The 23,471-nt window shown below is 69.9% G+C and carries 22 protein-coding genes; 12 read left to right on the top strand and 10 right to left on the bottom strand.

Translation table 11 applies throughout. The features are described 5' to 3' along the window. Positions 1-433 (bottom strand): helical backbone metal receptor (locus AVS7_RS05695; RefSeq protein WP_144425054.1); only part of this gene is annotated, 433 nt, incomplete at its 3' end. Between the two features lie 256 nt (positions 434-689). Here AVS7_RS05695 and purL point away from each other — a divergent pair. Together purL and AVS7_RS05705 are read left to right on the top strand one after the other, a co-directional pair. Next, positions 690-4,697, top strand: a complete 4,008-nt coding sequence (purL, locus tag AVS7_RS05700; protein WP_020227463.1) for a phosphoribosylformylglycinamidine synthase — start codon at positions 690-692, stop codon at positions 4,695-4,697. After that, positions 4,694-5,626, top strand: coding sequence for a hypothetical protein (locus tag AVS7_RS05705; protein ID WP_024001014.1), 933 nt, complete (start codon positions 4,694-4,696; stop codon positions 5,624-5,626). The genes purL and AVS7_RS05705 overlap by 4 nt, the downstream gene beginning before the upstream one ends. On the opposite strand, the gene AVS7_RS05710 is transcribed toward AVS7_RS05705, so the two are convergent. The 5 genes from AVS7_RS05710 to pcaC form a co-directional block, all read right to left on the bottom strand. Next, positions 5,627-6,037, bottom strand: coding sequence for a hypothetical protein (locus AVS7_RS05710; protein WP_020227465.1), 411 nt, complete (start codon positions 6,035-6,037; stop codon positions 5,627-5,629). Positions 6,038-6,119: 82 nt separating this feature from the next. After that, the gene (locus AVS7_RS05715; RefSeq protein ID WP_020227466.1) at positions 6,120-6,740 is read right to left on the bottom strand and encodes a glutathione S-transferase family protein; all 621 of its coding nucleotides are present in this window, start codon (positions 6,738-6,740) and stop codon (positions 6,120-6,122) included. Between the two features lie 13 nt (positions 6,741-6,753). Then, positions 6,754-7,728 carry a tripartite tricarboxylate transporter substrate-binding protein gene (locus AVS7_RS05720; protein ID WP_020227467.1) on the bottom strand — a complete coding sequence of 325 codons (975 nt, stop codon included), beginning with the start codon at positions 7,726-7,728 and terminating at the stop codon, positions 6,754-6,756. A gap of 132 nt (positions 7,729-7,860) precedes the next feature. Then, on the bottom strand, positions 7,861-8,724 hold the full coding sequence (locus AVS7_RS05725; RefSeq protein ID WP_020227468.1) for an NAD(P)-dependent oxidoreductase: 864 nt from the start codon (positions 8,722-8,724) through the stop codon (positions 7,861-7,863). Between the two features lie 11 nt (positions 8,725-8,735). Then, positions 8,736-9,134 carry a 4-carboxymuconolactone decarboxylase gene (pcaC, locus tag AVS7_RS05730; RefSeq protein ID WP_020227469.1) on the bottom strand — a complete coding sequence of 133 codons (399 nt, stop codon included), beginning with the start codon at positions 9,132-9,134 and terminating at the stop codon, positions 8,736-8,738. 155 nt (positions 9,135-9,289) lie between these two features. Between pcaC and AVS7_RS05735 the strand changes: the two genes are divergently transcribed. The 5 genes from AVS7_RS05735 to egtB all read left to right on the top strand — a co-directional run bounded on the left by AVS7_RS05735 (position 9,290) and on the right by egtB (position 14,179). Beyond that, the gene (locus AVS7_RS05735) at positions 9,290-9,955 is read left to right on the top strand and encodes a GntR family transcriptional regulator (protein ID WP_020227470.1); all 666 of its coding nucleotides are present in this window, start codon (positions 9,290-9,292) and stop codon (positions 9,953-9,955) included. Positions 9,956-10,054: 99 nt separating this feature from the next. Continuing rightward, a complete protein-coding gene (locus tag AVS7_RS05740; protein WP_020227471.1) occupies positions 10,055-11,032 on the top strand; it encodes a DUF808 domain-containing protein in 978 nt (325 codons plus the stop codon). A 115-nt stretch (positions 11,033-11,147) separates the two neighbouring features. Further along, positions 11,148-11,765 (top strand): OmpW family protein, encoded by a 618-nt coding sequence (locus tag AVS7_RS05745; RefSeq protein WP_034690117.1) that lies wholly within the window; start codon positions 11,148-11,150, stop codon positions 11,763-11,765. Positions 11,766-11,925: 160 nt separating this feature from the next. Then, complete coding sequence (gene egtD / locus AVS7_RS05750; RefSeq protein ID WP_020227473.1) at positions 11,926-12,933, top strand: L-histidine N(alpha)-methyltransferase; 1,008 nt, start codon at positions 11,926-11,928, stop codon at positions 12,931-12,933. After that, entirely contained in the window at positions 12,920-14,179 is a 1,260-nt protein-coding gene (gene egtB, locus AVS7_RS05755) for an ergothioneine biosynthesis protein EgtB (RefSeq protein ID WP_020227474.1), read from the top strand. The genes egtD and egtB overlap by 14 nt, the downstream gene beginning before the upstream one ends. A 42-nt stretch (positions 14,180-14,221) precedes the next feature. On the opposite strand, the gene AVS7_RS05760 is transcribed toward egtB, so the two are convergent. The 3 genes from AVS7_RS05760 to AVS7_RS05770 all read right to left on the bottom strand — a co-directional run bounded on the left by AVS7_RS05760 (position 14,222) and on the right by AVS7_RS05770 (position 18,259). Further along, on the bottom strand, positions 14,222-15,502 hold the full coding sequence (locus tag AVS7_RS05760) for an O-acetylhomoserine aminocarboxypropyltransferase/cysteine synthase family protein (protein ID WP_020227475.1): 1,281 nt from the start codon (positions 15,500-15,502) through the stop codon (positions 14,222-14,224). 92 nt (positions 15,503-15,594) lie between these two features. After that, the gene (locus tag AVS7_RS05765; protein WP_020227476.1) at positions 15,595-16,209 is read right to left on the bottom strand and encodes a 3'-5' exonuclease; all 615 of its coding nucleotides are present in this window, start codon (positions 16,207-16,209) and stop codon (positions 15,595-15,597) included. Positions 16,210-16,270: 61 nt separating this feature from the next. Next, complete coding sequence (locus AVS7_RS05770; protein ID WP_020227477.1) at positions 16,271-18,259, bottom strand: U32 family peptidase; 1,989 nt, start codon at positions 18,257-18,259, stop codon at positions 16,271-16,273. A 167-nt stretch (positions 18,260-18,426) separates the two neighbouring features. On the opposite strand from AVS7_RS05770, the gene AVS7_RS05775 reads away from it, so the two are divergent. Genes AVS7_RS05775 through AVS7_RS05795 form a run of 5 tightly spaced genes read left to right on the top strand, consistent with a single transcriptional unit; the run spans position 18,427 to position 22,063 of the window. Next, complete coding sequence (locus AVS7_RS05775; RefSeq protein ID WP_020227478.1) at positions 18,427-19,239, top strand: sulfite exporter TauE/SafE family protein; 813 nt, start codon at positions 18,427-18,429, stop codon at positions 19,237-19,239. 52 nt (positions 19,240-19,291) lie between these two features. Continuing rightward, positions 19,292-19,525 carry a hypothetical protein gene (locus AVS7_RS05780; RefSeq protein ID WP_020227479.1) on the top strand — a complete coding sequence of 78 codons (234 nt, stop codon included), beginning with the start codon at positions 19,292-19,294 and terminating at the stop codon, positions 19,523-19,525. A gap of 60 nt (positions 19,526-19,585) precedes the next feature. After that, on the top strand, positions 19,586-20,641 hold the full coding sequence (gene tadA, locus AVS7_RS05785; RefSeq protein ID WP_020227480.1) for a tRNA adenosine(34) deaminase TadA: 1,056 nt from the start codon (positions 19,586-19,588) through the stop codon (positions 20,639-20,641). Further along, positions 20,628-21,608, top strand: coding sequence for an LD-carboxypeptidase (locus tag AVS7_RS05790; RefSeq protein ID WP_020227481.1), 981 nt, complete (start codon positions 20,628-20,630; stop codon positions 21,606-21,608). Before tadA ends, AVS7_RS05790 begins: the two co-directional genes overlap by 14 nt. Positions 21,609-21,616: 8 nt before the next feature. Next, entirely contained in the window at positions 21,617-22,063 is a 447-nt protein-coding gene (locus AVS7_RS05795) for an SRPBCC domain-containing protein (protein ID WP_020227482.1), read from the top strand. Positions 22,064-22,104: 41 nt separating this feature from the next. Here AVS7_RS05795 and AVS7_RS05800 read toward each other — a convergent pair whose 3' ends face one another. Next, positions 22,105-23,412, bottom strand: coding sequence for an efflux transporter outer membrane subunit (locus AVS7_RS05800; RefSeq protein ID WP_020227483.1), 1,308 nt, complete (start codon positions 23,410-23,412; stop codon positions 22,105-22,107). Positions 23,413-23,471 lie beyond the last annotated feature (59 nt).

A 23,471-nucleotide genomic window follows, 5' to 3' on the forward strand; every position in this document is an offset into this window, starting at 1 on the left:
GCCGCAGTTGCCGCCATCTGAAAACTCGCGCATCAGCACTCGTCGCAACGAGCGTTGTGCAGACCTTCCCTAGGCCTTCCAGGCGGTCGTCTACCCTGTGTCCGGGCCTGGACAGCACCACGTCCGGCCGCAGGGCCACGATGCGCTCGATATCCGGGTCGCGCAGGCTTCCGACCTTGGGGAGGGCGCTGACCTGCTGCGGCCACAGGGAGAACCGGTCCACGCCCACCAGTGCGTCGCAGCCCCCGAGCGCGCAGATGGCTTCGGTGAATGACGGTTGAAGCGAGACAATGCGCGTTGCGGGCCGAATGAAGGAATCGCTCGCGTGCTGTGCATCGACGGGGCCATGCCTTTCTTGCGGAACAGCCTTGGCAGGCGCCGCAGACATCCAGATGGGGCAGGTCAGTGCCAGAGCTTTGAGTAGTGTGCTCATGTTGTCGTTGTGGGTTCCCCGGACAAAGCAGGGCACCTGGACGATGGGGCCCGCAGGAGAGTTTTGGCTCTCTTCTCCAGGCCTTGTCGGCAGGGCGCAATGCACCATCTGCTGCGGCCGCTGGCAAGACAAGGGGCGCGCGATTATCCGTGACCTCGCCTTGCCTTAAAATCAAGGGCTTTTCTCCCGTGGGCGCCGCCCTGGCGCGGAAGACCGCTCCATCCCTCCCGAACCTTCCCCAAAAGGCCGCTCCACCGTGACCTTGCACCTGATCCCGCTTGCCGGGGGCAACGCCCTCAGTCCTTTCCGCGCGCAGCAACTCCAAGGCGCCCTGGCGTCCGTCCATCCCAGGATCACCGGCATCGCGGCGCGCTTCGTGCACCTGGTGGCCCTGGATGCCGAGCCCGCCCCCGGGCAGCGCGAACGCCTGGAGGCGCTGCTGACCTACGGCGAAGCATACGCGGGCCCCGAGGAGGGCGTGCCCCTCATCGTCACGCCGCGCCTGGGCACCGTGTCGCCCTGGGCGTCCAAGGCCACCGACATCGCGCGCAACTGCGGCCTGGCGGTGCATCGCGTGGAGCGCATCACCGAATACCGCCTCACGTTCAAGAGCGGGCTCCTGGGCGGCACGCCCGAGCTGTCGCCCGAGCAACTGCAGCAGGTCGCCGCGCTGCTGCACGACCGCATGACCGAATCGGTGGTGGCCAGCCGCGCCGAGGCCGAGCGCCTGTTCACCGAACTGCAAGCGGAGCCCATGGCCTTCGTGGACGTGCTGCAGGGCGGGCGCGCCGCGCTGGAGGCCGCCAACAAGGCCTGGGGCCTGGCGCTGGCCGATGACGAGATCGACTATCTCGTGAGCGCCTTCCAAGGCCTGCAGCGCAACCCCACGGACGTGGAGCTGATGATGTTCGCCCAGGCCAACAGCGAGCACTGCCGCCACAAGATCTTCAATGCGCAGTTCACCATCGACGGCCAGGCGCAGGAGAAATCGCTGTTCGGCATGATCCGCCATACCGAGCAGACTTCGCCCCAGCACACCATCGTGGCCTATGCCGACAACGCCTCCATCATGGAGGGCAGCGCGGTCGAGCAGTTCATTGCCAAATTCGAGTCTTTTGCAGACAGGATAAGCGCGCCCAGCTATCAAAAGCGGAGTGCCACGCACCACGTGCTGATGAAGGTGGAAACGCACAACCACCCAACGGCCATCTCGCCGTTCCCCGGTGCCGCCACCGGCGCGGGCGGTGAGATCCGCGACGAGGGTGCGACGGGGCGCGGCTCCAAGCCCAAGGCGGGCTTGACGGGCTTCACCGTCTCCAAGCTCTGGGGCAGCGAAGTGGGCAAGCCGGAGCACATCGCGAGCCCCTTGCAGATCATGACCGAGGGGCCGCTGGGCGGCGCCGCGTTCAACAACGAGTTCGGCCGGCCCAACCTCACGGGCTACTTCCGCGAGTACGAGCAGCAGGTGGGCGGCGTGGTGCGCGGCTACCACAAGCCCATCATGATCGCGGGCGGCCTGGGCGTGATCGACGCGCGGCTCACCAAGAAGATCGAATTCCCCGCCGGCACGCTGCTGATCCAGCTCGGCGGCCCCGGCATGCGCATCGGCATGGGCGGCGGCGCGGCCAGTTCCATGGCTACTGGCACGAATGCGGCGGAGCTGGACTTCGACTCCGTGCAGCGCGGCAATCCCGAGATCGAGCGCCGCGCGCAGGAGGTCATCAACCACTGCTGGGCGCAGGGTGACCGGAACCCGATCCTGGCGATCCACGACGTGGGCGCGGGCGGCTTGTCGAATGCCTTCCCTGAATTGACCAACGACGCCGGCCGCGGCGCGCGCTTCGACCTGCGCGCCGTGCCGCTGGAGGAGTCGGGCCTGGCGCCCAAGGAAATCTGGAGCAACGAGAGCCAGGAGCGCTACGTGCTCGCCATCGCGCCCGAGTCGCTGGCGCAGTTCACCGCGTTCTGCGAACGCGAACGCTGCCCCTTCGCCGTGATCGGCACCGCCACCGAGGAGCGCCGCCTGGTGCTCGAAGACACGGCCGTGGCCGCAGGCGCGCAGCAATACCCCGTGGACATGCCCATGGACGTGCTCCTGGGCAAGCCGCCCAAGATGCACCGCGACGTGGCCAGCGTGCAGCGCCCGCTCGCCCCGGTGAACCTGGACGGCCTGCCGCTGGAGAAGGCCGTCATCGAGGTGCTGGCGCACCCCACGGTCGCCTCCAAGCGCTTCCTCATCACCATCGGCGACCGGGCCGTGGGCGGCCTCACGCACCGCGACCAGATGGTCGGCCCCTGGCAGGTGCCCGTGGCCGATGCGGCCGTCACGCTGGCGGATTTCAAGGGTTTCGCGGGCGAGGCGATGGCAATGGGCGAGCGCACGCCGCTGGCTGCCATCAATGCTCCCGCATCGGGCCGCATGGCGGTAGCGGAAAGCATCACCAACCTGCTGGCCGCGCCCATCGAGCTGCCGCGCGTGAAGCTCTCGGCCAACTGGATGGCCGCCTGCGGCGAGCCCGGCGAGGACGCCGCGCTCTACGCCACCGTCAAGGCCGTGGGCATGGAGCTGTGCCCGCAACTGGGCATCTCCATCCCCGTGGGCAAGGACAGCCTGTCCATGCGCACGCAGTGGAGCGAGGGCGGCGCGCTGAAGAAGGTTACCTCGCCCGTCAGCCTCATCATCACCGCCTTCGCCACGCTGCAGGACGTGCGCGGCACGCTTACGCCGCAGCTCGACGCGCAGGAAGACGACACTTCCCTGGTGCTCATCGACCTCTCGCGCGGCAAGATGCGCATGGGCGGCTCCATCCTCGCGCAGGTGCTGGAGCAAAGCGGCGACGAGGTGCCCGACCTGGACGATCCGCAGGACCTGATCGCCCTGGTGAACGCCGTGAACGCGCTGCGCGCGCAGGGCTGCATCCTGGCCTACCACGACCGCGGCGACGGCGGCCTGCTCGCCGCCGTGGCGGAGATGGCCTTCGCGGGCCACGTGGGCGTGGCGATCAACGTGGACATGCTCGTCACAGAAGGCGACGGCATCAGCGACAGCCGCATGGAAACCGGCGACGCCAAGAACTGGGCCCAGCAGGTCAGCGGCCGCCGTGAAGAACTCACGCTGCGCGCGCTGTTCAACGAGGAGCTGGGCGTGGTGCTGCAGGTGCGCACTGCCGACCGCACGCAGGTCATGCAGACGCTGCGCGAGCACGGCCTGGCCACCTGCAGCCACTTCGTCGGCAAGACGCGGCCCGCCAGTTCGCCCATCGACGCGGGCAAGGGCGAGCTGCAGGTCTGGCGCGACGCCAAGGCCGTGTTCAGCGCCTCGCTCTCCGACCTGCACCAGGTCTGGGACGCCGTGAGCTGGAAGATCTGCCAGCAGCGCGACAACCCCGCCTGCGCCGACAGCGAGCACGCAGCGGCGGGCGATCCGCTGGATCCCGGCATGCACCTGCACCTGGCGTTCGACCCGGCCGAGGACGTGGCCGCTCCGTACCTCAATCTCGCACGCCCGCGCGTTGCCGTGCTGCGCGAGCAGGGCGTGAACTCGCATGTGGAGATGGCCTATGCCTTCACCGAAGCGGGCTTCGAGGCGTTCGACGTGCATATGACCGACCTGCAGACCGGCCGCGCCGACCTGGCCGAGTTCAAGGGCGTCGTCGCCTGCGGCGGCTTCAGCTACGGCGATACGCTGGGCGCGGGCATCGGCTGGGCGCGCTCCATCACCTTCAACGAACGCCTGTCCGAGCAGTTCCAGCGCTTCTTCGGCCGCGCCGACACCTTCGCCCTGGGCGTGTGCAACGGCTGCCAGATGTTCGCCGAGCTGGCCGACATCATCCCAGGCAGCGAGGACTGGCCGCGCTTCACCACCAACCAGAGCCACCGCTTCGAGGCGCGCCTGTCGATGGTGGAAGTGCTCGACTCGCCCAGCCTGTTCTTCGCAGGCATGGCCGGCAGCCGCCTGCCCATCGCCGTGGCGCATGGCGAAGGCTACGCCAACTTCCAGCACCGCGGCAATGCGGACCGCGTGGTGGGCGCCATGCGCTACGTGGACAACCACGGGCAGCCCACCGAGTGCTACCCGTTCAACCCCAACGGCAGCGCGGGAGGCCTCACGGCCGTGACGACAAAGGACGGCCGCTTCACGGCCATGATGCCGCACCCCGAGCGCGTGTTCCGCAACATCCAGATGAGCTGGACCAGCGGCGACCCATCCGCCCTGAGCCCGTGGATGCGCGTGTGGCGCAACGCGCGCAAGTGGGTGGCATGAGGGCCGCGGCGCCCGGGCTCGCGCTGGCCGCCGCCTTGGCGGGCTGCGCGGCTCCGCCCGCGCCCGTGCCGCAGGACGAGGCGCGCCCGCCGCATAGCATCGTCAACAACACGCCGCTGCCCTACGTCACGCTCACCGGCATCGACAAGTTCGGCGAATACACCTCGCTGCTGCTGAAGATGACCTGGGTCTTCGACGAGCGCGGCCGCATGCGGCTGGAGGAATCGGCGCAGGAACCCACGATCGGCCAGCATACGCCCACCGACCAGGAAACGGCCTGCCTGCCGCACGGCGCCGCGTTCAACCAGCGTACCACCTGGTTTCCCGACACCGGCCTGTTCCTCTCCGGCGCGCGCTGGGTGGGCATCGCGGCCGCCGGCGGCCAGCCGCGCCCGCTGGTAGCCCTGAGCGAGGGCGACGGCGGCACGATGAGCGTCGTCGCCGGCCCGCAGGCGCGCGAGATCGAATACGGCTACGTGCCCTGCGTGGGCGAGCGCCGCGTGCGCGAGGGCCACCGTACTGTGGGCTACGTGGCCCCGGGCGACTGGCTGGAGGTGCAGCCCGCCGGTGCCAAGGGCACGCTGCGCCTGCAGATTCCGCCCGACCCGATGCCCTACGTGACCCTGCGCTTCGCGGGCCGCCCGACCCAGCAGGCCCTGGTGCCGGGCCGCATCGTGCTGCTGACGCTGGACGTGGCCCGCCGCCGCCTGGTGCTGCAATACCAGGCCACGGCAGCCCTGCGCCCGCAGGTGGCACAGGCGACGTGGGACGTGACGCTGCCCCGCCAGATACTGGCGCGGCTGGAAGAAAAAGACGCCCGCCGCCAGCGCGCCGTCAAGGAGTACCTGGCCGCCTGCATCGCGCCCAACAAGCCCATGGACCCGTGCGCCAATCCGCACGGCGTCGTCCCGGAAGCCCTGCGGGACTGATCAGCAGCCGCCGCGCGCCTGGCATTCGGGCACGACGCGCCCCTGGGCGTCGCGCCATTGCACGGCCGGGCTGCCGGGGGTCGCGGCGGGTTGCGGCCGTTGCGGGTCGTGCAGCACGGTCGAAGAGCCCACGCCCGCGCCCACGCGCGCACCACCCACGGGCACCGAGGCGCCCACGCCCGCATGCCCCGTGACCTGCCCGCCCTGGTGCACGCCCACGCCGACGCCCACCGGGCCCACGCCCGTGCCGACCCCGGCGGACACGCCGCCCGAGCCCACGCCCACCCCCACGCTGAACGGCCCCACGGGCACGCCCACGCCCACGCGCGCCGAGGGGCCCGCGCAGGCGGACAGCAGCAGCGCCAGGGCGGCGGCAAGGGGGCGTGCGGTGCGATGCGTCATGAAGGGCATTGTGCCCCGGGCATGCGAAAACTCGAAAATGTGAGCTGCCAGCGCTTGTGTATCCAGCGCTGGAGCCCGATTCGGCCCAGTATCAGCCCAGGGCCTGCCGTACTGCGGGACGCTCGCCGGTGCGCTGGAAATGGGCATGCACCTTGGGAAACTCGGCGATGTCCACACCGTCTCCCTCCAGCCAGCCCGCGACGGTGTACAGGTAGCCGTCGGCCACCGAATAGCGCTCCCCCATCACCCACGGGCCGCTGCCCATGTAGTGTTGCTCGATCACGCCGAAGCATTCGGCCATGTTCGCGGGCACCTTGCGCTGCATGGCGGCGATGGCCTCGGCCTCGTCGGCCCAGCGGCTGCCCCGGCGGCGGTGCGCGTGGGCCACGTGCACGGTGGCGGCGAGGTAGCCGTGGAACTCCTGCATGCGCGCGAAGGCGAACGGGTCGTCCAGCGGCGCCAGCCGGGCGGCCGGGAAGCGCTGGGCCACGTACGCCAGCAGCGCGGGCGTCTCGCTCAGCACGCCGTGCTCGGTCGCCAGCGCGGGCACGCGGCCCTTGGGGTTGATCGCGAGGTAGGCGGGGCTGCGCTGCGCATTGGCCGCGAAGTCGATGCGGACGGCGTCGTGGGGCGCATCCGCTTCGAGCAGCGCGATGCGCGTGGCCAGGGCGCAGGTGCCGGGGGCGTAGTAGAGCGTCAGGGGTGCGGTCATGGGCGGGTTCCGGTTATTCGGCCTTGGCACCCGCGGCCTTGATGACTGGAGCCCAGCGGTTGATCTCGGCGGCCGTGTGCTGGCCCAGCGCCTCGGGCGAGAGGCGCTCGCCGGCGGGGATCATCACGCCCATGTCCGTGAAACGCTTGACCAGCGCGGGGTCGGCCAGCGCAGTGCGGATGGCCTTGTTCAGCCGCTCGATGACGGCGGCCGGCGTGCCCTTGGGCGCATAGGTGCCATGCCACACCGCGAGCTCGAAGCCCGGCATGCCCGCCTCGGCGAAGGTGGGCACCTGCGGCAGGATGGCGATGCGCTCCCTGGTGGCCACGGCATAGGGCTTGAGCGTGCCGCCCTGGATGTGCGGCCCGGTGGCGACGGGCTGGTCGCAGATCACGTCCACGTTGCCGGCCACGAGATCCTGCAGCGCCGGTCCCGTGCCGCGGTAGGGCACCATGGTGACGGTGGTGCGGGCTTCCTGGTTCAGCAGCATGGCGCACAGGTGCGAGGTGGCGCCGATGCCTGCGTGCGAGAACTTCACCGCGCCGGGGTGGGACTGCATGTGCTTCAGGAAGTCGCCCAGCGTGGCGGGGGCGAAGTTCTTGTTGGCCACGAGGATCATGGGCACGTCGCCCGCCAGCGCAACGGGCACGAGGTCGCGGTTCACGTCGTAGGCGAGCTTGCTGTAGAGCGCGGGGGCCGTGGCGATCCCCATGTTGTGCAGCAGCAGCGTGTAGCCGTCGCCGGCGGCACGCGCCACCTTGGCCGTGCCTATGGTGCCGCCCGCGCCGCCCACGTTCTCCACGACCACCTGCTGGCCCAGGTCGCGCGTCATGGCCTCGGCGAGCACGCGGGCCAGCACGTCGGTCGAGCCGCCCGGCGCATAGGGCACGACGATCAGCAGGGGCTTGGCGGGAAAGCCGTTGGCGGATGCGGCAATGGACACGGCCGCCAGTGCTGCGGCAAGGAGGGGCTTGAGGGTTTTGCGCATGCGGATCTCCAGGAAGAGGGGATGAGGCACCCCCGCCCGTGCGGCAGGGACGGGATGAGGACGCCCAGGGCGAAGCGGCGGCGCAGCCGCTTGTCGCACGGGGCAAAGGGAGCGAAGAGGGAAGGGCGCGGTTCAGGCCGGGGCCACGAACCGGTACAGCTCGGTGTGGTCCGCGCCCGGCCCCAGGCGGCGCGAGGCTTCGGACGTGAGGGCGCTGACCTGCTGCGCCAGCGCCATCGGCACCTGCAGCGACTCGCCCAGCGCGGCGGCGATGCCGACGTCCTTGGCCTGCAGCAGCAGCGAGAAGCCTGAGTTGAACGCCCCGTTCAGCATGAACTGGTGGGCCTTGTTCTCGGTGGTGTTGTTCTTGCCGGTGGAGGCGTTGATCACGTCCACGATCGTAGCCGGGTCGATGCCGAAGGCCGTGCCCGCATGGATCGCCTCGGCCGTGGCGATGAGCGCGGCGGCGGAGACGTAGTTGTTCAGCGCCTTGAGCGCGTGCCCTGCGCCCACCGGCCCCACGTGGGTAATGGCCTGGCCCATGCGTTCCAGCAAGGGCCGGTGCGGGGCGAAGACCGCCGCGTCGCCGCCCACCATGATGGCCAGCGTGCCGTTGACGGCCTTCTTCACGCCGCCCGAGACCGGCGCGTCGATCAGCGCCACGCCGCGCTCGGCCAGCAGCGCCGCCAGGGCGCGCGTGCGCACGGGGTCGGCGGAGCTCATCTCGATGACGCAGGCGCCGCGCCGCAGGTGCGGGGCCAGCTCGCGGACCACCGCGTCCACGATGTCCGAGTTGGGCAGCATGGTGATCACCGCGTCGCAGCCGGAGAATGCCGCGGCGTCCTGCGCGACGGCAACGCCCGCGTGTTCCGCCGCGAAGCCCGCGGCGGCGTCCGGGTTGGCGTCGCGCACCACCAGCGACAGCCCCGCGGCATGGAGCAGGTGGGCCATGGGGCGGCCCATCATGCCCAGGCCGATGAATCCGATACGGGTCATATGCGGCTCCTTCAGAGGTCCATTTCCTTGAACACTTCCGATGCCACGCGGAAGGAATCGATCGCGGCAGGCACGCCGCAGTAGATGGCGACCTGCAGGAACACCTCCTTGACCTCGTCCTTGGTCAGCCCGTTGTTGATGGCGCCGCGCACGTGCAGCTTCAGCTCGTGGGGGCGGTTGAGCGCCGAGATCATGGCCAGGTTGAGGAAGGAGCGCGTCTTGCGGTCCAGCCCCGGGCGGTTCCACACGTCGCCCCAGCAGTACTGGGTGACCAGTTCCTGCATGTCGATGTTGAAGTCGGTGGCGTTCTTGATCGAGGCATCGACGTATTCGGCGCCCAGCACCGCGCGGCGCGTGGCGAGGCCTTGGTCGAACAGGGCCTGGTTCTTGGGGGCGTAGGGACGGGTCATGGGACGAGGGCTCCAGTAAAGGGCTGCAGCATGCAGCGGATGAGAAAATATATTCCGATTGTCAGACAATATGATTGAGTGAAAATGGGAATGGCACGACGGCGGGTTTTCGTGTAAGACAATCCTGCTGTCAGCCATTCCTACTCCAGGTGCCCATGAACCCCACGCTGCGTGTCCCCCGCGAAGAAACCTCGCTGCGCCAGAGAACGACGCAGACACTGCGCACGGCCATCCTCGACGGCGTGTTCGCGCCCGGGCAGAAGCTGTCGGAGCGGGAGCTGTGCGAAAGCCTGGACGTGAGCCGCTCGTGCCTGCGCGAGTCGCTGCAGCACCTGCAGGCCGAAGGGCTCATCACCATCGTTCCGCACAAGGGGCCGGAGGTCACCAGCATCTCCGCCAGCGAGGTGCGCGACATCTACGCCGTGCGCGCCAGCCTGGAAAGCCTGGCGGGCAGGGGGTTCGCAGAGCATGCAACGCCCGCGCAGCGGGCCGCGTTGCGTGCCAAGCTGACCGAACTGCAGGCGCTGGACCCGCAGCAGGACCGGGCCGCGGTGCTCACGCTCAAGAACCAGTTCTACGACATCCTGCTGGAAGGCTGTGGCAACCTCGTGGCCGGGCAGATGCTCAAGCAGCTGAACAACCGCGTGACGGTGCTGCGGCGCATCTCCATGGCCCAGCCGGGCCGCCTGCCGCGCACGCTGCGGGAGATCGGCGCCATCGTCGACGCCATCGAGGCGCGCGATGCCGACGCCGCTGCGCGGCTGTGCGAGGAGCACGTGCGTCACGCGGCCGAGAGCGTGATGCAGAGCATGCATGCCTGATTGACGCCAAGTTGCAAAACAATAGCTGTCAGCGCTTGTCCCACAAGCGCTGGAGCCCGATTACGTTCACAATCCGGGCTTCTTGAAAGGAACGCCCCCATGGCCGCTGGCAGCCTGCTGACCCTGCTCGACGACATCGCCACCGTGCTCGACGATGTTGCCCTCATGACCAAGGTGGCAGCTAAGAAGAGCGCCGCGATGGCGGACGACGTGTCGGCCATGACCAAGGTGGCGGCGCAGAAGACGGCCGGCGTGCTGGGCGACGACCTGGCGCTCAACGCCCAGCAGGTGACGGGCGTGCGCGCGGACCGCGAGCTGCCCGTGGTCTGGGCCGTGGCCAAGGGGTCGCTGGTGAACAAGGCGATCCTGGTGCCTGCCGCGCTGTTCATCAGCGCGTTCGCGCCCTGGGCCGTCACGCCGCTGCTCATGGTGGGCGGCGCATTCCTGTGCTTCGAGGGCTGCGAGAAGCTGGCGCACAAATTCCTGCACAGCGCCCATGAGGACGAGGCCGAGCACGAAAGCCACGCCAAGGCCAACGCCAACCCGGCGGTGGACATGGCCGCGTTCGAGAAGGACAAGGTCAAGGGCGCCGTGCGCACCGACTTCATCCTTTCGGCCGAGATCATCGCCATCACCCTCGGCGCGGTGGCGGGCGCGCCGTTCGCGCAGCAGGTGGCGGTGCTGGTGGGGATCGCGGTGCTGATGACGCTGGGCGTCTATGGCCTGGTGGCGGGCATCGTGAAGCTGGACGACCTGGGCCTGTGGCTCAGCGGCCGGGCCAGCAGCGCGGCGCGCGCGCTGGGGCGCGGCATCGTGGCGGCAGCGCCGTGGCTCATGAAGGGGCTGTCGGTGGCGGGCACGGCGGCGATGTTCCTGGTGGGCGGCGGCATCGTGGTGCACGGCGTGCCGGCACTGCACCATGCGGTGGAAGCGGCGGGCCAGGCGGCGGTTACGTGGCCGCTGGGCGGGCTGTGGGCGGCCGTGCTGCCCCACGTGCTCAACGCGCTGGCGGGCATGGCGGTGGGGGCCGTGGTGCTCGCTGCATGGACGCTGCTGGGGCGCCTGCGCGGCCGTTGAGCTGCGTCATGCTGCAGCGCAGCGAAGGTTTGATCTACGGCAACATTGACCTGACGGTTCATAGGCTTAATAGCTGCACGGGGGCCGTCCCCGTTCAACAACCACATTCAGCCCTATGAAAAAGAATCTTCTGGCCCTGGCCGTTCTGTGTGCAATGACCTCCGGCGCTGCCTTCGCCCAGCAGGCCGCTGAAGGTTCCTGGATGGTGCGCGCGCGCGCCGTCAACCTCGACAGCGCCAACAAGGACAGCACGGGCCTGGGCCTGTCGATCAACGACAAGGTCATCCCCGAAGTGGACGTGTCGTACTTCTTCACGCCCAACATCGCGGCCGAGCTGATCCTGACCTACCCGCAGAAGCATGATCTGCGCGCCGGCGGCCTGGGCAAGATCGGCTCGCTCAAGCACCTGCCGCCCACGCTGCTGGCCCAGTACCACTTCACCAACTTCAGTGGCTTCAAGCCCTACGTGGGCGCCGGCATCAACTACACGCGCTTCTCCAACGTGCGCTTCGATCCGGCCGTGCAGGCCGCACTGAACCCCTCCATCGACAAGGACAGCTGGGGCGGCGCGCTGCAGGTGGGCGTGGACATTCCCCTGTCCAAGAACCTGTACCTGAACTTCGACGTCAAGAAGGTGTTCATCAAGACCGACGTGTTCTCCGCCGGCAACAAGGTGGGCACGTTCAAGGTGAACCCGGTGCTGGCCGGCGTGGGCCTGGGCTGGCGCTTCTAAGAAAACACAGCGCATTTTTTCAGTTCTTCATGGTGGGGTGGGCCGGTGCCGCAGGGTGCCGGCCCTTTTTTATGAGGCGGGCGATGCGGCCCTGTCCTACAAGCGCGGGGCGTCTTGGCTTGCCCGGCGCCGAAGGGGCAGGGGACTACGCTGGACCGACATGCCCACCGTCCAGAACCACCCCACGACATCCATCGACAGCGGGCGTGCCGCCCTCGGCGCGCTGCCCCCAGGAGGCGCGCACGCGCGGGCCTCTCCCTCCGAGCGGGCCGCCATCGCGGCAGGCCTGCAGGGTGCGGCGGCAAGCATCTCGCCCAAATACTTCTACGACCAGCGCGGCTCGGAGCTGTTCGAGGACATCACCGGCCTGCCCGAGTACTACCCCACGCGCACCGAGCACGCGCTCCTGCGCCAGCATGGCGGCGACATCGCCCGCGCGGCGGGCACGGGCGGCGTGGTGATCGAGCCCGGGGCGGGCAGCTGCGAGAAGGCGCGGCTGCTGTGCCGCAGGCTGCGGGCCTCGCATTTCGTGGGCGTGGACATTTCCGAGGACTTCCTGCACGGTGCCGTCGCGCGGCTGCGCGCGGCGCTGCCCGGGCTGGACGCGCGCGCGGTGGGCGGCGACATCACCGCCGGGGTGCAGCTGCCGCCAGACATTCCGCGCGAGCGGCGCCTGGTGTTCTACCCGGGCTCGTCCATCGGCAACTTCGATCCGCCGCAGGCGCTGCGGCTGCTGCGGCACATGCACGCGCTGGCGCTGGACGGCGGGGGGCTGCTGATCGGCATCGATTGCCCCAAGGACGTGGCGGTGCTGGAGGCCGCCTACGACGACGCGGCCGGCGTCACCGCCGAGTTCAACCGCAACGTGCTGGCGCACGTGAACCGGCTGATTGGCAGCGACTTCGACCCGCGCCAGTGGCGCCACCGTGCCTTCTTCAATGCCGCCGCCTCGCGCATCGAGATGCACCTGGAGGCCATGGGGCCGCAGCGCGTGCGCTGGCCCGGCGGCGGGCGCGACTTCGCCGCGTGCGAGCGCATCCACACCGAGAACAGCTACAAGTACCCGCTGCCCGCCTTCACCGCGCTGCTGCGCGAGGCGGGTTTCGGCGAAACCCGCCACTGGACCGACCCGCGCGGCTGGTACGCCCTGGTCCATGCGCGCGCTTGACGCGGCGCGAAAGGAGTCCCGCGCCGTGCGCTATCCCTCCGACACCCCCCAGGCACCCGAGGCGCAGGCGCTGCACTGCTATGCCGCCGTGCGCGCCGCCACCGAGGCGCTGGCCCAGCCGCTGTCGCCCGAGGACTGCTGTGCCCAGTCCATGCCCGACGCCAGCCCCGCCAAGTGGCACCTGGCGCACACCACGTGGTTCTTCGAGACCTTCATCCTGGAGACGCACGAGGAAGGGTTCCAGCCCTTCGACCCGGCGTTCCGCGTGCTCTTCAACTCCTACTACCAGGGCGTGGGCCGCCAGCACCCGCGTCCGCAGCGCGGCCTGCTCACGCGGCCCTCGCTGGCCACGGTGCTGGCCTACCGCGCCGATGTGGACGCGCGCATGCGGCGGCTGCTCGCGCAGGGTGCGCCGCAGGTGCTGGGCCTGCTGGAGCTGGGCCTGCACCATGAACAGCAGCACCAGGAACTGCTGCTCACCGATGTCCAGCACCTGCTCTCGTGCAACCCGCTGCTGCCCGCCTACAGTCCCGACGCGCCTGCACCGGCGCAGGGCCCGGCAGCGCTGGAATGGCTGCGGATGGAAGGCGGGCTCGCGGAGATCGGCCATGCGGGCGGCGGCTTCGCCTTCGACAACGAAAGCCCCCGCCACCGCGTGTACCTGCAGCCGTATGCGCTGGCCTCGCGCCTGGTGACCAACGCCGAGTTCGCCGCGTTCATCGACAGCGGCGGCTACCGTGATCCGGCGCTGTGGCTGGCCGAGGGCTGGGACTGGCGCGCGGCCCTGGGGCTGGAGCGGCCGCTCTACTGGCAGCGCGCGGAAGGCGGCGCCTGGCATGCGTTCACGCTGGCCGGCCTGAGGCCGCTGGAGGCGGCGGGGCCAGCCGTGCACCTGTCGTACTACGAGGCCGACGCCTATGCGCGCTGGGCCGGCGCGCGCCTGCCCACCGAGGCGGAATGGGAGCACGCGGTGCAGACGCACCCGGAGAACATCGCGCAGCGCTGCGACGCGGCATGGCAGTGGACGCAGTCCAGCTACGCGCCGTACCCCGGCTTTCGCGTGGCCGAGGGCGCGGTGGGCGAATACAACGGCAAGTTCATGGTGAACCAGTACGTGCTGCGCGGCGGCTCGTGCGCCACGCCGGCGGGGCATGTGCGCCCCACCTACCGCAACTTCTTCCCGGCCACGGCGCGCTGGCAGTTCAGCGGGCTGCGGCTGGCGCGCGACGTGCTATCGGAAAAATAGCTGCCAGCGCTTGGCTGGCAAGCGCTGGAGGCTGAAAATACCTTAGACCGCGTCCAGCGCCCGGTGCAGGTCTTCGAGCAGGTCGTCGATGTGCTCGATGCCCACCGACAGGCGCACCATGCCCTCGGTCACGCCGGCCTTGGCCAGTTCCTCGGCGTTGAGCTGGCGGTGCGTGGTCGATGCCGGGTGCGTCGCCAGCGACTTGGCGTCGCCGATGTTCACGAGGCGCGTGAAGAGCTGCAGCGCATCCAAGAAGCGCGCCCCGGCCGCGCGCGGATCGCCCTCGGCCTTCAGGCTGAACGACAGGATGCCCGAGGCACGGCCGCCCGACTGGCGCTGCACGAGCGCGTGGTCGGGGTGGTCCTTCAGGCCCGCGTAGCGCACCCATTCCACCTTGGGGTGCCACTGCAGCGCCTCGGCGATCTTCTGGGAGTTCTCGCAGATGCGGTCCATGCGCAGCGCCAGCGTCTCGATGCCCTGCAGGATCAGGAAGGCGCTGTGCGGCGCCAGCGCCGCGCCGGTGTTGCGCAGCGGCACCACCCGCACGCGGCCGATGTAGGCGGCAGGGCCCAGGGCCTCGGTGTAGACCACGCCGTGGTAGCTCACGTCGGGCTCGTTCAGGCGCTTGAAGCGCGCCTTGTGCTCGGCCCAGGGGAACTTGCCGCTGTCGACGATGATGCCGCCGATGCTGTTGCCGTGGCCGCCCAGGTACTTGGTGAGCGCGTGCACCACGATGTCGGCGCCGTGCTCGATGGGGCGCAGCAGGTAGGGGCTGGGCACCGTGTTGTCCACGATCAGCGGCACGCCGTGGGCGTGGGCCACGTCGGCCAGGGCCCGGATGTCGGTCACGTTGCCCAGCGGGTTGCCGATGGATTCGCAGAACACGGCCTTGGTGCGCGCGTCGATGAGCCTGGCGAAGCTCGCCGGGTCGCGCGGATCGGCGAAGCGCACCTCGATGCCCTGCTGCGGGAAGGTGTGGGCGAACAGGTTGTAGGTGCCGCCGTAGAGCGTGCTGGCGCTGACGATGTTGTCGCCCGCCTCGGCGATGGCCTGGATGGCGTAGGTGATGGCTGCCATGCCCGAGGCCACGGCCACGGCGGCGAGGCCGCCTTCGAGCGCCGCGACGCGCTTTTCCAGCACGTCGTTGGTCGGATTCATGATGCGCGTGTAGATGTTGCCCGGCACCTTCAGGTCGAACAGGTCGGCGCCGTGCTGCGCGCTGTCGAACGCATAGGCCACCGTCTGGTAGATGGGCACCGCCACGGACTTGGTGGTCGGGTCGGGCGAGTAGCCTGCGTGGACGGCCAGGGTTTCGATGCGCATCGGTGTCTTCCTTGGATGTGATGTGAAGCGCGCATTGTCGGCCAGGGCCGCCCGCCGTGGAACGACGCGCTGGCTATGTGCTTATGCGCCGCTTACGCGGGCGCCTGCGCGGCCTCCCACGCGGGCAGGGCGTGGAACAGCACGGCGGGCGCATGGGCGTCGTTGGCGGCGTAGCGGATCTGGCTGGGCGTGAGCTGGCGTGCGGCCCAGTTGGAGGTGCTGGTCTTCTTGGACTTGCGGAAGTTCTGCCCGAGCACCAGCGCCACGGCGGCGCGCACGCCCGTGTTGCGCCCGAAGCCGTGGCGGCCGAACACGCGGTCCAGATCCACCAGGTGCTCCAGCTCGACGCCCAGGCGGCGCGGCAGGCTGTGGCGGTCGTTGTCCAGCCCGAAGCCCACCTTACGGATGCGCGCGTCGGCCAGCACGGCGCGGGCGATCTCCAGCGCCTCGCGGTGGCGCAGCTGCAGCAGCCACGCGGCGTCGGGCGTGGCGAACTGCACCACGTGCGGGCCCGTGTCGTCCTGCCCGGCGTTGAACAGGGGCCGGCTCTCGGTGTCGAAGCCCAGCACCGGCGCGGCCAGCAGTGCGGCGCGCGCGACAGCGAACGGCTGCGGCGTGGCCGGCACGTGGATGGCCGCATCGGGCAGCTGCGCGAAGGGCGGCAGCAGCGCGGAGTCTTCCTTGGTGGGCGCTTTGCGGCGCGGCATGTGCTATGGGTTCAGGAGCTGCTTGCGCTTGCCAGATAAGCGCTTGAGGCCGATTCGGCTATCAATCGCGTTGCGCCTGGGGGCGCGTGCGGTAGAACTGCATGGGGTGTTCCTGCATGTCCCTGCGGTGCTGGTTCAGCACCGACTTCTTCATGCGGCCCACCACGTGCATTTCGCAGGGCTTGCAGTCGAAGCGCAGCGTGAGCTTTTCCTTGCCGTTGACGAGCTGCAGCGGCTCGGCCTTGATGGTGCCCTTCACGCCGATAACGCCCTTGGCCTGCTTGGGGCACAGGCTCATCGAAAAGCGCACGCAGTGCTTGGTGATCATCAGGCTGACTTCGCCTTCTTCCTCTTTCGATTCGTAGGCTGCGTCGATCACCTTCACGCCGTGCTTCACATAGAAGTCGTGCGCCTTGTGGTTGAACACGTTGGCGAGATACGTGAGCGTGTCCTCGGGGAAGGGCGCGGGCGGCTCCACGGGCGTGGCGCGTGGCAGGCGCACGAAACCCTTGGCGCGCGCCTGTTCGAGCGCGGCCAGCGCGTCGCGGCGCAACTGGTTGAGCGCGGAGGCGGGAACGAACCAGGGCTGCGAGAGCCGCAGCGCAATGTCGTGCACGGCGAAGAGGGTCGCGCCGAAGCGGCCCAGTTGCTCGCGAAGCGTGGCCTCGGCCTTCGCCGCGTCCGTGGCGCCCTGGTGCGCCTGCGCCATGGCGGCGTGGCCCACGAAGCCGTCCTCGTCCGTCAGCGTGAGCGCGAAGCCGTCAACGGTTTCGCTGAACTCGGCCCACAGGCCGATGCGCCGCTCGCTGGACTTCTTCTCCAGCGTGCGCACCCAGTCCATGTCGCGGTTGCGGTTGATCTCCAGGCCCTTGCGCAGATCCTTGAAGCCGTCGATGGCGTCCTTGGGGAACACGCGCCAGATGCCTTTCTTCGCATGCACGGACTCGGCCCGGTTGATGTGCACGCCCACCAGTTCCTTCTGCAGGTCGTAGTAGCACAGGCCGTCGCCGTTGTGCAGCACCGTGGCCTTGTCGCTGGTCTCCAGCTCGAACCACTTGTCGCCGACCTGGGTGACCCAGCCGATGGCGCGGCCGGGTGTCTTGGGCGTGTCGAAGGCGCCGATATCCTGATGGCGGCCGTTGACGAAATAGTCGGTGAACTCGCGGTTGAAGTTCTGATCCGGGTCGGGCGTGAAGCTGAACGTGGTGCGCCCGCTCGACGACCGCGTGAATTCGCCCTGTTCGATGATCTCGTCGAGCAGGTGCCGATAGTGCGCCGTGATGTTCTTCACGTAGCCCATGTCCTTGTAGCGGCCCTCGATCTTGAAGCTGCGCACGCCCGCATCGATCAGCGCGCGCAGGTTGTCCGACTGGTTGTTGTCCTTCATCGACAGCACGTGCTTTTCGTGCGCGATGATGCGGCCTTGGCCGTCCAGCACTTCGTAGGGCAGGCGGCAGGCCTGGTTGCAGTCGCCCCGGTTGGCGCTGCGGCCGGTGTGGGCGTGGCTGATGAAGCACTGGCCCGAATAGGCCACGCACAGCGCCCCGTGCACGAAGAATTCGATGGTGGTGCGCGCCGGGTCGGTGGCGGCGCGGATAGCCTGGATCTGCTGCAGGTCCAGCTCGCGCGCGACCACGATCTGCGACAGGCCCGCGTCTTGCAGGAAGCGTGCTTTTTCCGGCGTGCGGATGTCGGTCTGCGTGCTGGCGTGCAGCTGGATCGGCGGCAGATCCAGCTCCAGCAGGCCCATGTCCTGGATGATGAGCGCGTCGGCCCCGGCCTCGTAGACCTGCCAGGCCATGCGGCGCGCGCCCTCCAGCTCGTCGTCGCGCAGGATGGTGTTGAGCGTGACGAAGATGCGGCTGTTGAAGCGGTGTGCGTGCGTGATGAGCCGCTCCAGGTCGCGCAACTCGTTGCCTGCCGTGGCCCGCGCGCCGAAGGCGGGGCCGCCGATGTAGACGGCGTCGGCGCCGTGGTTCACGGCCTCGATGCCGATGTCGGCGTCGCGCGCGGGGGAAAGCAGTTCGAGCTGGTGGGGCAGGAGGGACATGGCGGGCTGTGTCTCGTGGGGCGCGAATTATCCCAGGGGAGCCGCAAACGCGCTGGCACAATGCCTTTTGCGCCGCGGCGTGCACGCGGGCCCGGGCGGCGCGCCTGGCTTCATGGCGAAGCGCGCTGCCGGTGCAGCTTGGCTTGGGTAACTTATTGGGTGGCGGTATGTCCTGGCTGTTGTTGATCGAACTCGTGCTGCTCGGCCTGTGCAGCGGCTTCCTGGCGGGACTGCTGGGCATCGGCGGGGGCATGGTGATGGTGCCCTTCATCACCTTCTTTCTGTCCAAGCAGGGCGTGCAGGCCGACCTGGCGGTGAAGATGGCCATCGCCACGTCGATGGCGACCATCATGTTCACGTCGCTCTCCAGCGTGCGCGCGCACCACAGGCGCGGCGCGGTGCGCTGGGACCTGGTCAGGACGCTGGCGCCCGGCATCGTCATCGGCAGCCTGCTGGCCAGCCTGGGCATGTTCGCGCTGCTCAAGGGGAGCAGCCTGGCCATCTTCTTCGGGCTGTTCGTGGGTTTTTCGGCCACGCAGATGTTCCTGGACAGAAAACCCCAGCCCACGCGGCAGTTGCCGGGCACGGCCGGGCGGCTGGGGGCGGGCGGGGCGATCGGCTTCTTGTCCGGGCTGGTCGGCGCGGGCGGCGGATTCGTCAGCGTGCCTTTCATGACGTGGTGCAACGTGCCCATCCACAGCGCCGTGGCCACCAGCGCGGCGCTGGGCTTTCCGATCGCGCTGGCCAACGTGGCGGGCTACGTGGTGGCAGGGCAGGGTGCACCCGGCCTGCCCGCGGGGGCGCTGGGCTACGTGTGGCTGCCCGCGCTGGCGGTGATCGCCTGCGCCAGCGTGCTCACCGCGCCGCTGGGCGCCAAAGCCGCGCACGCGCTGCCGGTCAAGTCGCTCAAGCGCGTGTTCGCCTGCCTGCTGTACCTGCTGGCGGGCTACATGCTCTACAAGGGGCTGGCGGGCCGCTGACACGGGCTGTGCCGGTGCCCGGGCATATTGATCTTCGAAGGAGGGAAGCGCCATGCGCGGAGCATTCGGGCTGATCGGCCTCGTCATCGTGCTGGCCCTGGTGGGCCTGCTGGTCAAGAAACAGATGGCGGCCATGCAGGTGGCCGCGCCAGTGCCTGCGCCCGCAGGGCAGGGCGCGGGCGGCTCCGTGCGTGAGCAGAGCCAGCAAATCCAGCAACAGGTGAAGCAGCAGATGGAGGCGCTGATGCAACAGCAGCGCCCCAGCCCCGAGGACCTGGAGAAATAAGTGGAAAAATCGGCTCCATCGCTTGTCCATCAAGCGCTTGAAGCTATTGATCGAGTAGCAATGACCGAGGAAAACGACGCGCACTGGATGCGCCTGGCCCTGGAGCAGGCCCGGGCCGCCGGCGATGCAGGCGAAGTGCCCGTGGGGGCGGTGCTGGTGCGCGGCGGCGAGGTGATCGCCACCGGCCGCAACGCGCCCATCGCGGGCCACGACCCCACGGCGCATGCCGAGATCGCGGCGCTGCGCGCGGCGGCCGCGCTGCAGGGCAACTACCGGCTCGACGGCTGCACGCTCTACGTCACGCTGGAGCCCTGCGCCATGTGCAGCGGCGCCATGCTGCACGCGCGGCTGCCGCGCGTGGTCTATGGCGCGGCCGATCCCAAGACGGGCGCGGCGGGCTCGGTGGTGAACCTGTTCGCCGAGCCGCGCCTCAACCACCAGACGCAGGTGACGGGTGGCGTGCTGGCCGGGGAGTGCGGCGCGCTGCTGCAGGCCTTCTTCAGCGAGCGCCGCAGTGCCCAGCGCGCGCAGGCCCAGCCGCTGCGCGAGGACGCGCTGCGCACGCCCACATCGCACTTCTCGCGCTTCGCCAGCTCCGAGGGGCACTACGCGCTCTTCGACGGGCTGCGGCTGCATTACCAGGACGCGGGCCCGCGCGACGCGCCCGTCACCTGGCTGTGCCTGCACGCCAGCCCGGCGTGGAGCGACGCCTGGCGGCACATGCTGCCCGTGTTCCTGCGCGCGGGCCACCGCGTGGTCGCGCCCGACCTGATCGGCTTCGGCCGCAGCGACAAGCCCAAGAAGGAGGCCGCGCACCGCCTGGACTGGCACCGGCAGGTGCTGGGCGAACTGGCGCAGCGGCTGGCGCTGCGCAACGTGGTCATCGCGGCCCAGCCGGGCGCGGTGCTGCCCCTGCTGGGCGCGCCCGTGCTGCGCGTGCGCGAAGGCGCGCGGGACGACCCGGCACCTTTCCCCGACGCAGGCCACCGCGCCGGGCCGCGCGCGTTCGCGCGCTTCGCCGTCGACGATGCGCCGCCGGCGCTCACCGTGCCCGACGCCAGCGCGGCTTCGGCCGAACGCGCTGTGGAATACTTCGCCCGCTATGCACGACCATGACCACTGCGGCCACGACTGCCACCACGCACACGGCCCCCAGCACATCTACATCTATTCCCCGTCCAGCGCCGTGCGCGACAAGGCCGCCTTCAAGCGCGGCATCGCGCGCCTGAAGGCCCTGGGCCACGAGGTGGAGGTGGACCCCGACGCGCTCGCCACCCACACGCGCTTCGCAGGCGACGACGCCACGCGGCTGGCCGCCATCCACCGTGCCGCGGCCAGCGGCGCCGACGTGGCGCTGATCTCGCGCGGCGGCTACGGCCTCACGCGCATCCTGCCGGGCATCCAGTACAAGCAGGTGGCCAAGGCCGTCGCGCGCGGCATGAAGTTCGTGGGCGTGAGCGACTTCACGGCCTTCCAGAGCGCGGTGCTGGCGCGCACCGGCGCCACCACCTGGGCGGGCCCCGCGCTCACGGCCGACCTGGGCGTGCAGGGCGAGCCCGACGACATCATGCTCGCCTGCCTGGACGACCTGCTCACCGGCCATGGCGAGGGCAGCGGCTGGCGCATGAACGCCGAAAAGCCCCTGCCGGACGGCCGGCCCGCCGTGCGCGACATCTACGTGAAGCAGGCGCAGCTCTGGGGCGGCAACCTCGCCGTGCTGTGCTCGCTGGTGGGCACGCCGTATTTCCCGCAGGTCAAGGGCGGCATCCTTTTCCTGGAAGACGTCAGCGAGCACCCCTACCGCGTGGAGCGCATGCTGACCCAGCTTTTGCACGCGGGCGTGCTGGCCCAGCAGAAGGCCGTGGTGCTGGGCCAGTTCACCAACTACCAGCTCGCCCCGCACGACAAGGGCTTCAAGCTGCAGAGCGTGGTGGACTGGCTGCGCACGCAGATCAAGGCCCCCGTGCTCACCAACCTGCCGTTCGGCCACGTGCCCACAAAGGTGCTGCTGCCGGTGGGCGCGCAAGTTTCGCTGTCGGTGGAAAGGCGCGACGCGCTCCTCTACTGGGGCCACGCGCACTGAACGGCGGCATGCCCACGCATCGCATCGCCACGGAGATCGGCACGCGCGCATCCCCCGCGCAGGTCTGGAGTGTGCTGACGGATTTCGCGCGCTACCCGCAGTGGAACCCGTTCATCCGCGAGGCCGAAGGCGAGCCGCTGCCGGGCTCCAGACTCAAGATCCGTATCCAGCCGCCGGGCCAGGACGGTGGCATGGTCTTTCGCCCCCGGGTCTTGCGGGTGGAGCCTGAGCGGGAATTCGCCTGGCTGGGTCACCTGATCGTGCCGGGTCTGTTCGACGGGGAACACTACTTCCACATCGACCCCCTGCCAGGCGGCGGCTGCCGCGTGCGCCAGAGCGAAAACTTCAGCGGCCTGCTCGTGCCGCTGTTCCGAAAGAGCCTGGACGGCGGCACCCGCCAGGGCTTCGAGGCCATGAACGCAGCCTGGGTGGCGCGGGCCGAATCGGCTTCATAAGCCAAAAGTGCCTCCAGCGCTTGCTGGGAAAGCGCGGGAAGCTATGGTTTTTGATTCGGCTGCCACCCGCCGCCCAGCGCCTTGTAGAGCAGCACGCGGTTTTCCAGCTCGGCCTGGCGCAGCTTCACCACTTCCAGCTCGGCCTGGAACAGGTTGCGCTGCGCGTCCAGCTCTTCGAGGTACGAGGCGTAGCCCGCCTCGTAGCGGTCGTGCGCGAAGCCCAGCGAGCGCTGCAGCACGCCGCGCCGCTGCACCGCGTGCTCCGTCTGTCGCGCCAGGCGCCTGCTTGCGGTAAGGGCGTTCTCCACGTCGGCGAAGGCGGCCAGCACGGCGCCGCGGTAGGCGTAGGCGGCCTGGTCGCGCTGGGCGGTGGCGGCGTCCAGCGCGGCTTCGCGGCGGCCGCCGTCGAACAGGGGGGCGAGCAGGCTGCCGCCGAGGCTCCAGACGGTGAGCGGGTTGTAATCGAGCGCGTTGACGAGCAGGCTGCCCGCGCTGGCGCTCAAGGAGACCTGCGGCAGGAAGGCGGCGCGCTGCGCTTCGAGCGTGTGGCCGGCGGCGGCCAGCAGGTGCGCGGCGCGGGCGATGTCGGGGCGGCGCTCCAGCAGCTGCGAGGGCAGGGTGGCGGGCACGGGCGGCAGGCGCAAGCTGCGCAGCGGCAAGCCGTCGGGAACGGTGCCGCCCGCGCGGCCCAGCAGCAGGTGCAGGGCATTGGCCTGCCGGCGCGCGGCCAGGTCGAGCTGCTCCGCCTGCTGCAGCACGTTCTGCAGCTCGGATTCGGCCTGGGTGAGCTGCAACTGCGAGATGTAGCCCACGCGCTGCTGGTCCTGCGCCAGGGCTAGGGCTTTTTCGCGCGACTGCACGGTGGCCTGGGCGATGGCAAGCTGCTCCTGCAGCGAGCGCAGGCCCACGTAGGTTTGCGCCGTGGCGGCGGCCACGGCCAGGGCCACGGCGTCGCGGTCGGCCTGGGTGGCCTGCAGGCGTTCGCCCGCGGCCTGGCTCTGCGCCGACAGGCGGCCCCACAGGTCCGGCTCCCAAGCGGCCTGCAGGCCGGGCTGCACGGAGCGCGCGTGCGTGGGGCCGAGGGCGCCCAGGCTGCGGCCGGCCTGGGCGGTGGTGGAGAAGTTCAGGCTGGGGCTGCGCGCGGCGTCCGCGGCGGTCTGGTTGGCGCTTGCCTCTTGAACGCGGGCCAGGGCGGTCAGCAGGTCGTTGTTGTTCGCCAGGGCTTCGGCGACCAGCGCGTCGAGCTGCGCATCGCCCAGTTGCCGCCACCATGCGCCTTCGATGGCGTGGCCGCCGGGCGCGGCCTCGCTCCAGGCAGCGGGCAGCGCGACCTGGGCGTTGTCGGGCACGGCGTGGGGCAGGGGGGGCGCAGGCGGCCAGCAGCAGCGAGAGAGCCGCCGCGCTCAGG

Source organism: Acidovorax sp. MR-S7 (assembly GCF_000400995.2).
GTDB lineage: Bacteria > Pseudomonadota > Gammaproteobacteria > Burkholderiales > Burkholderiaceae_C > MR-S7.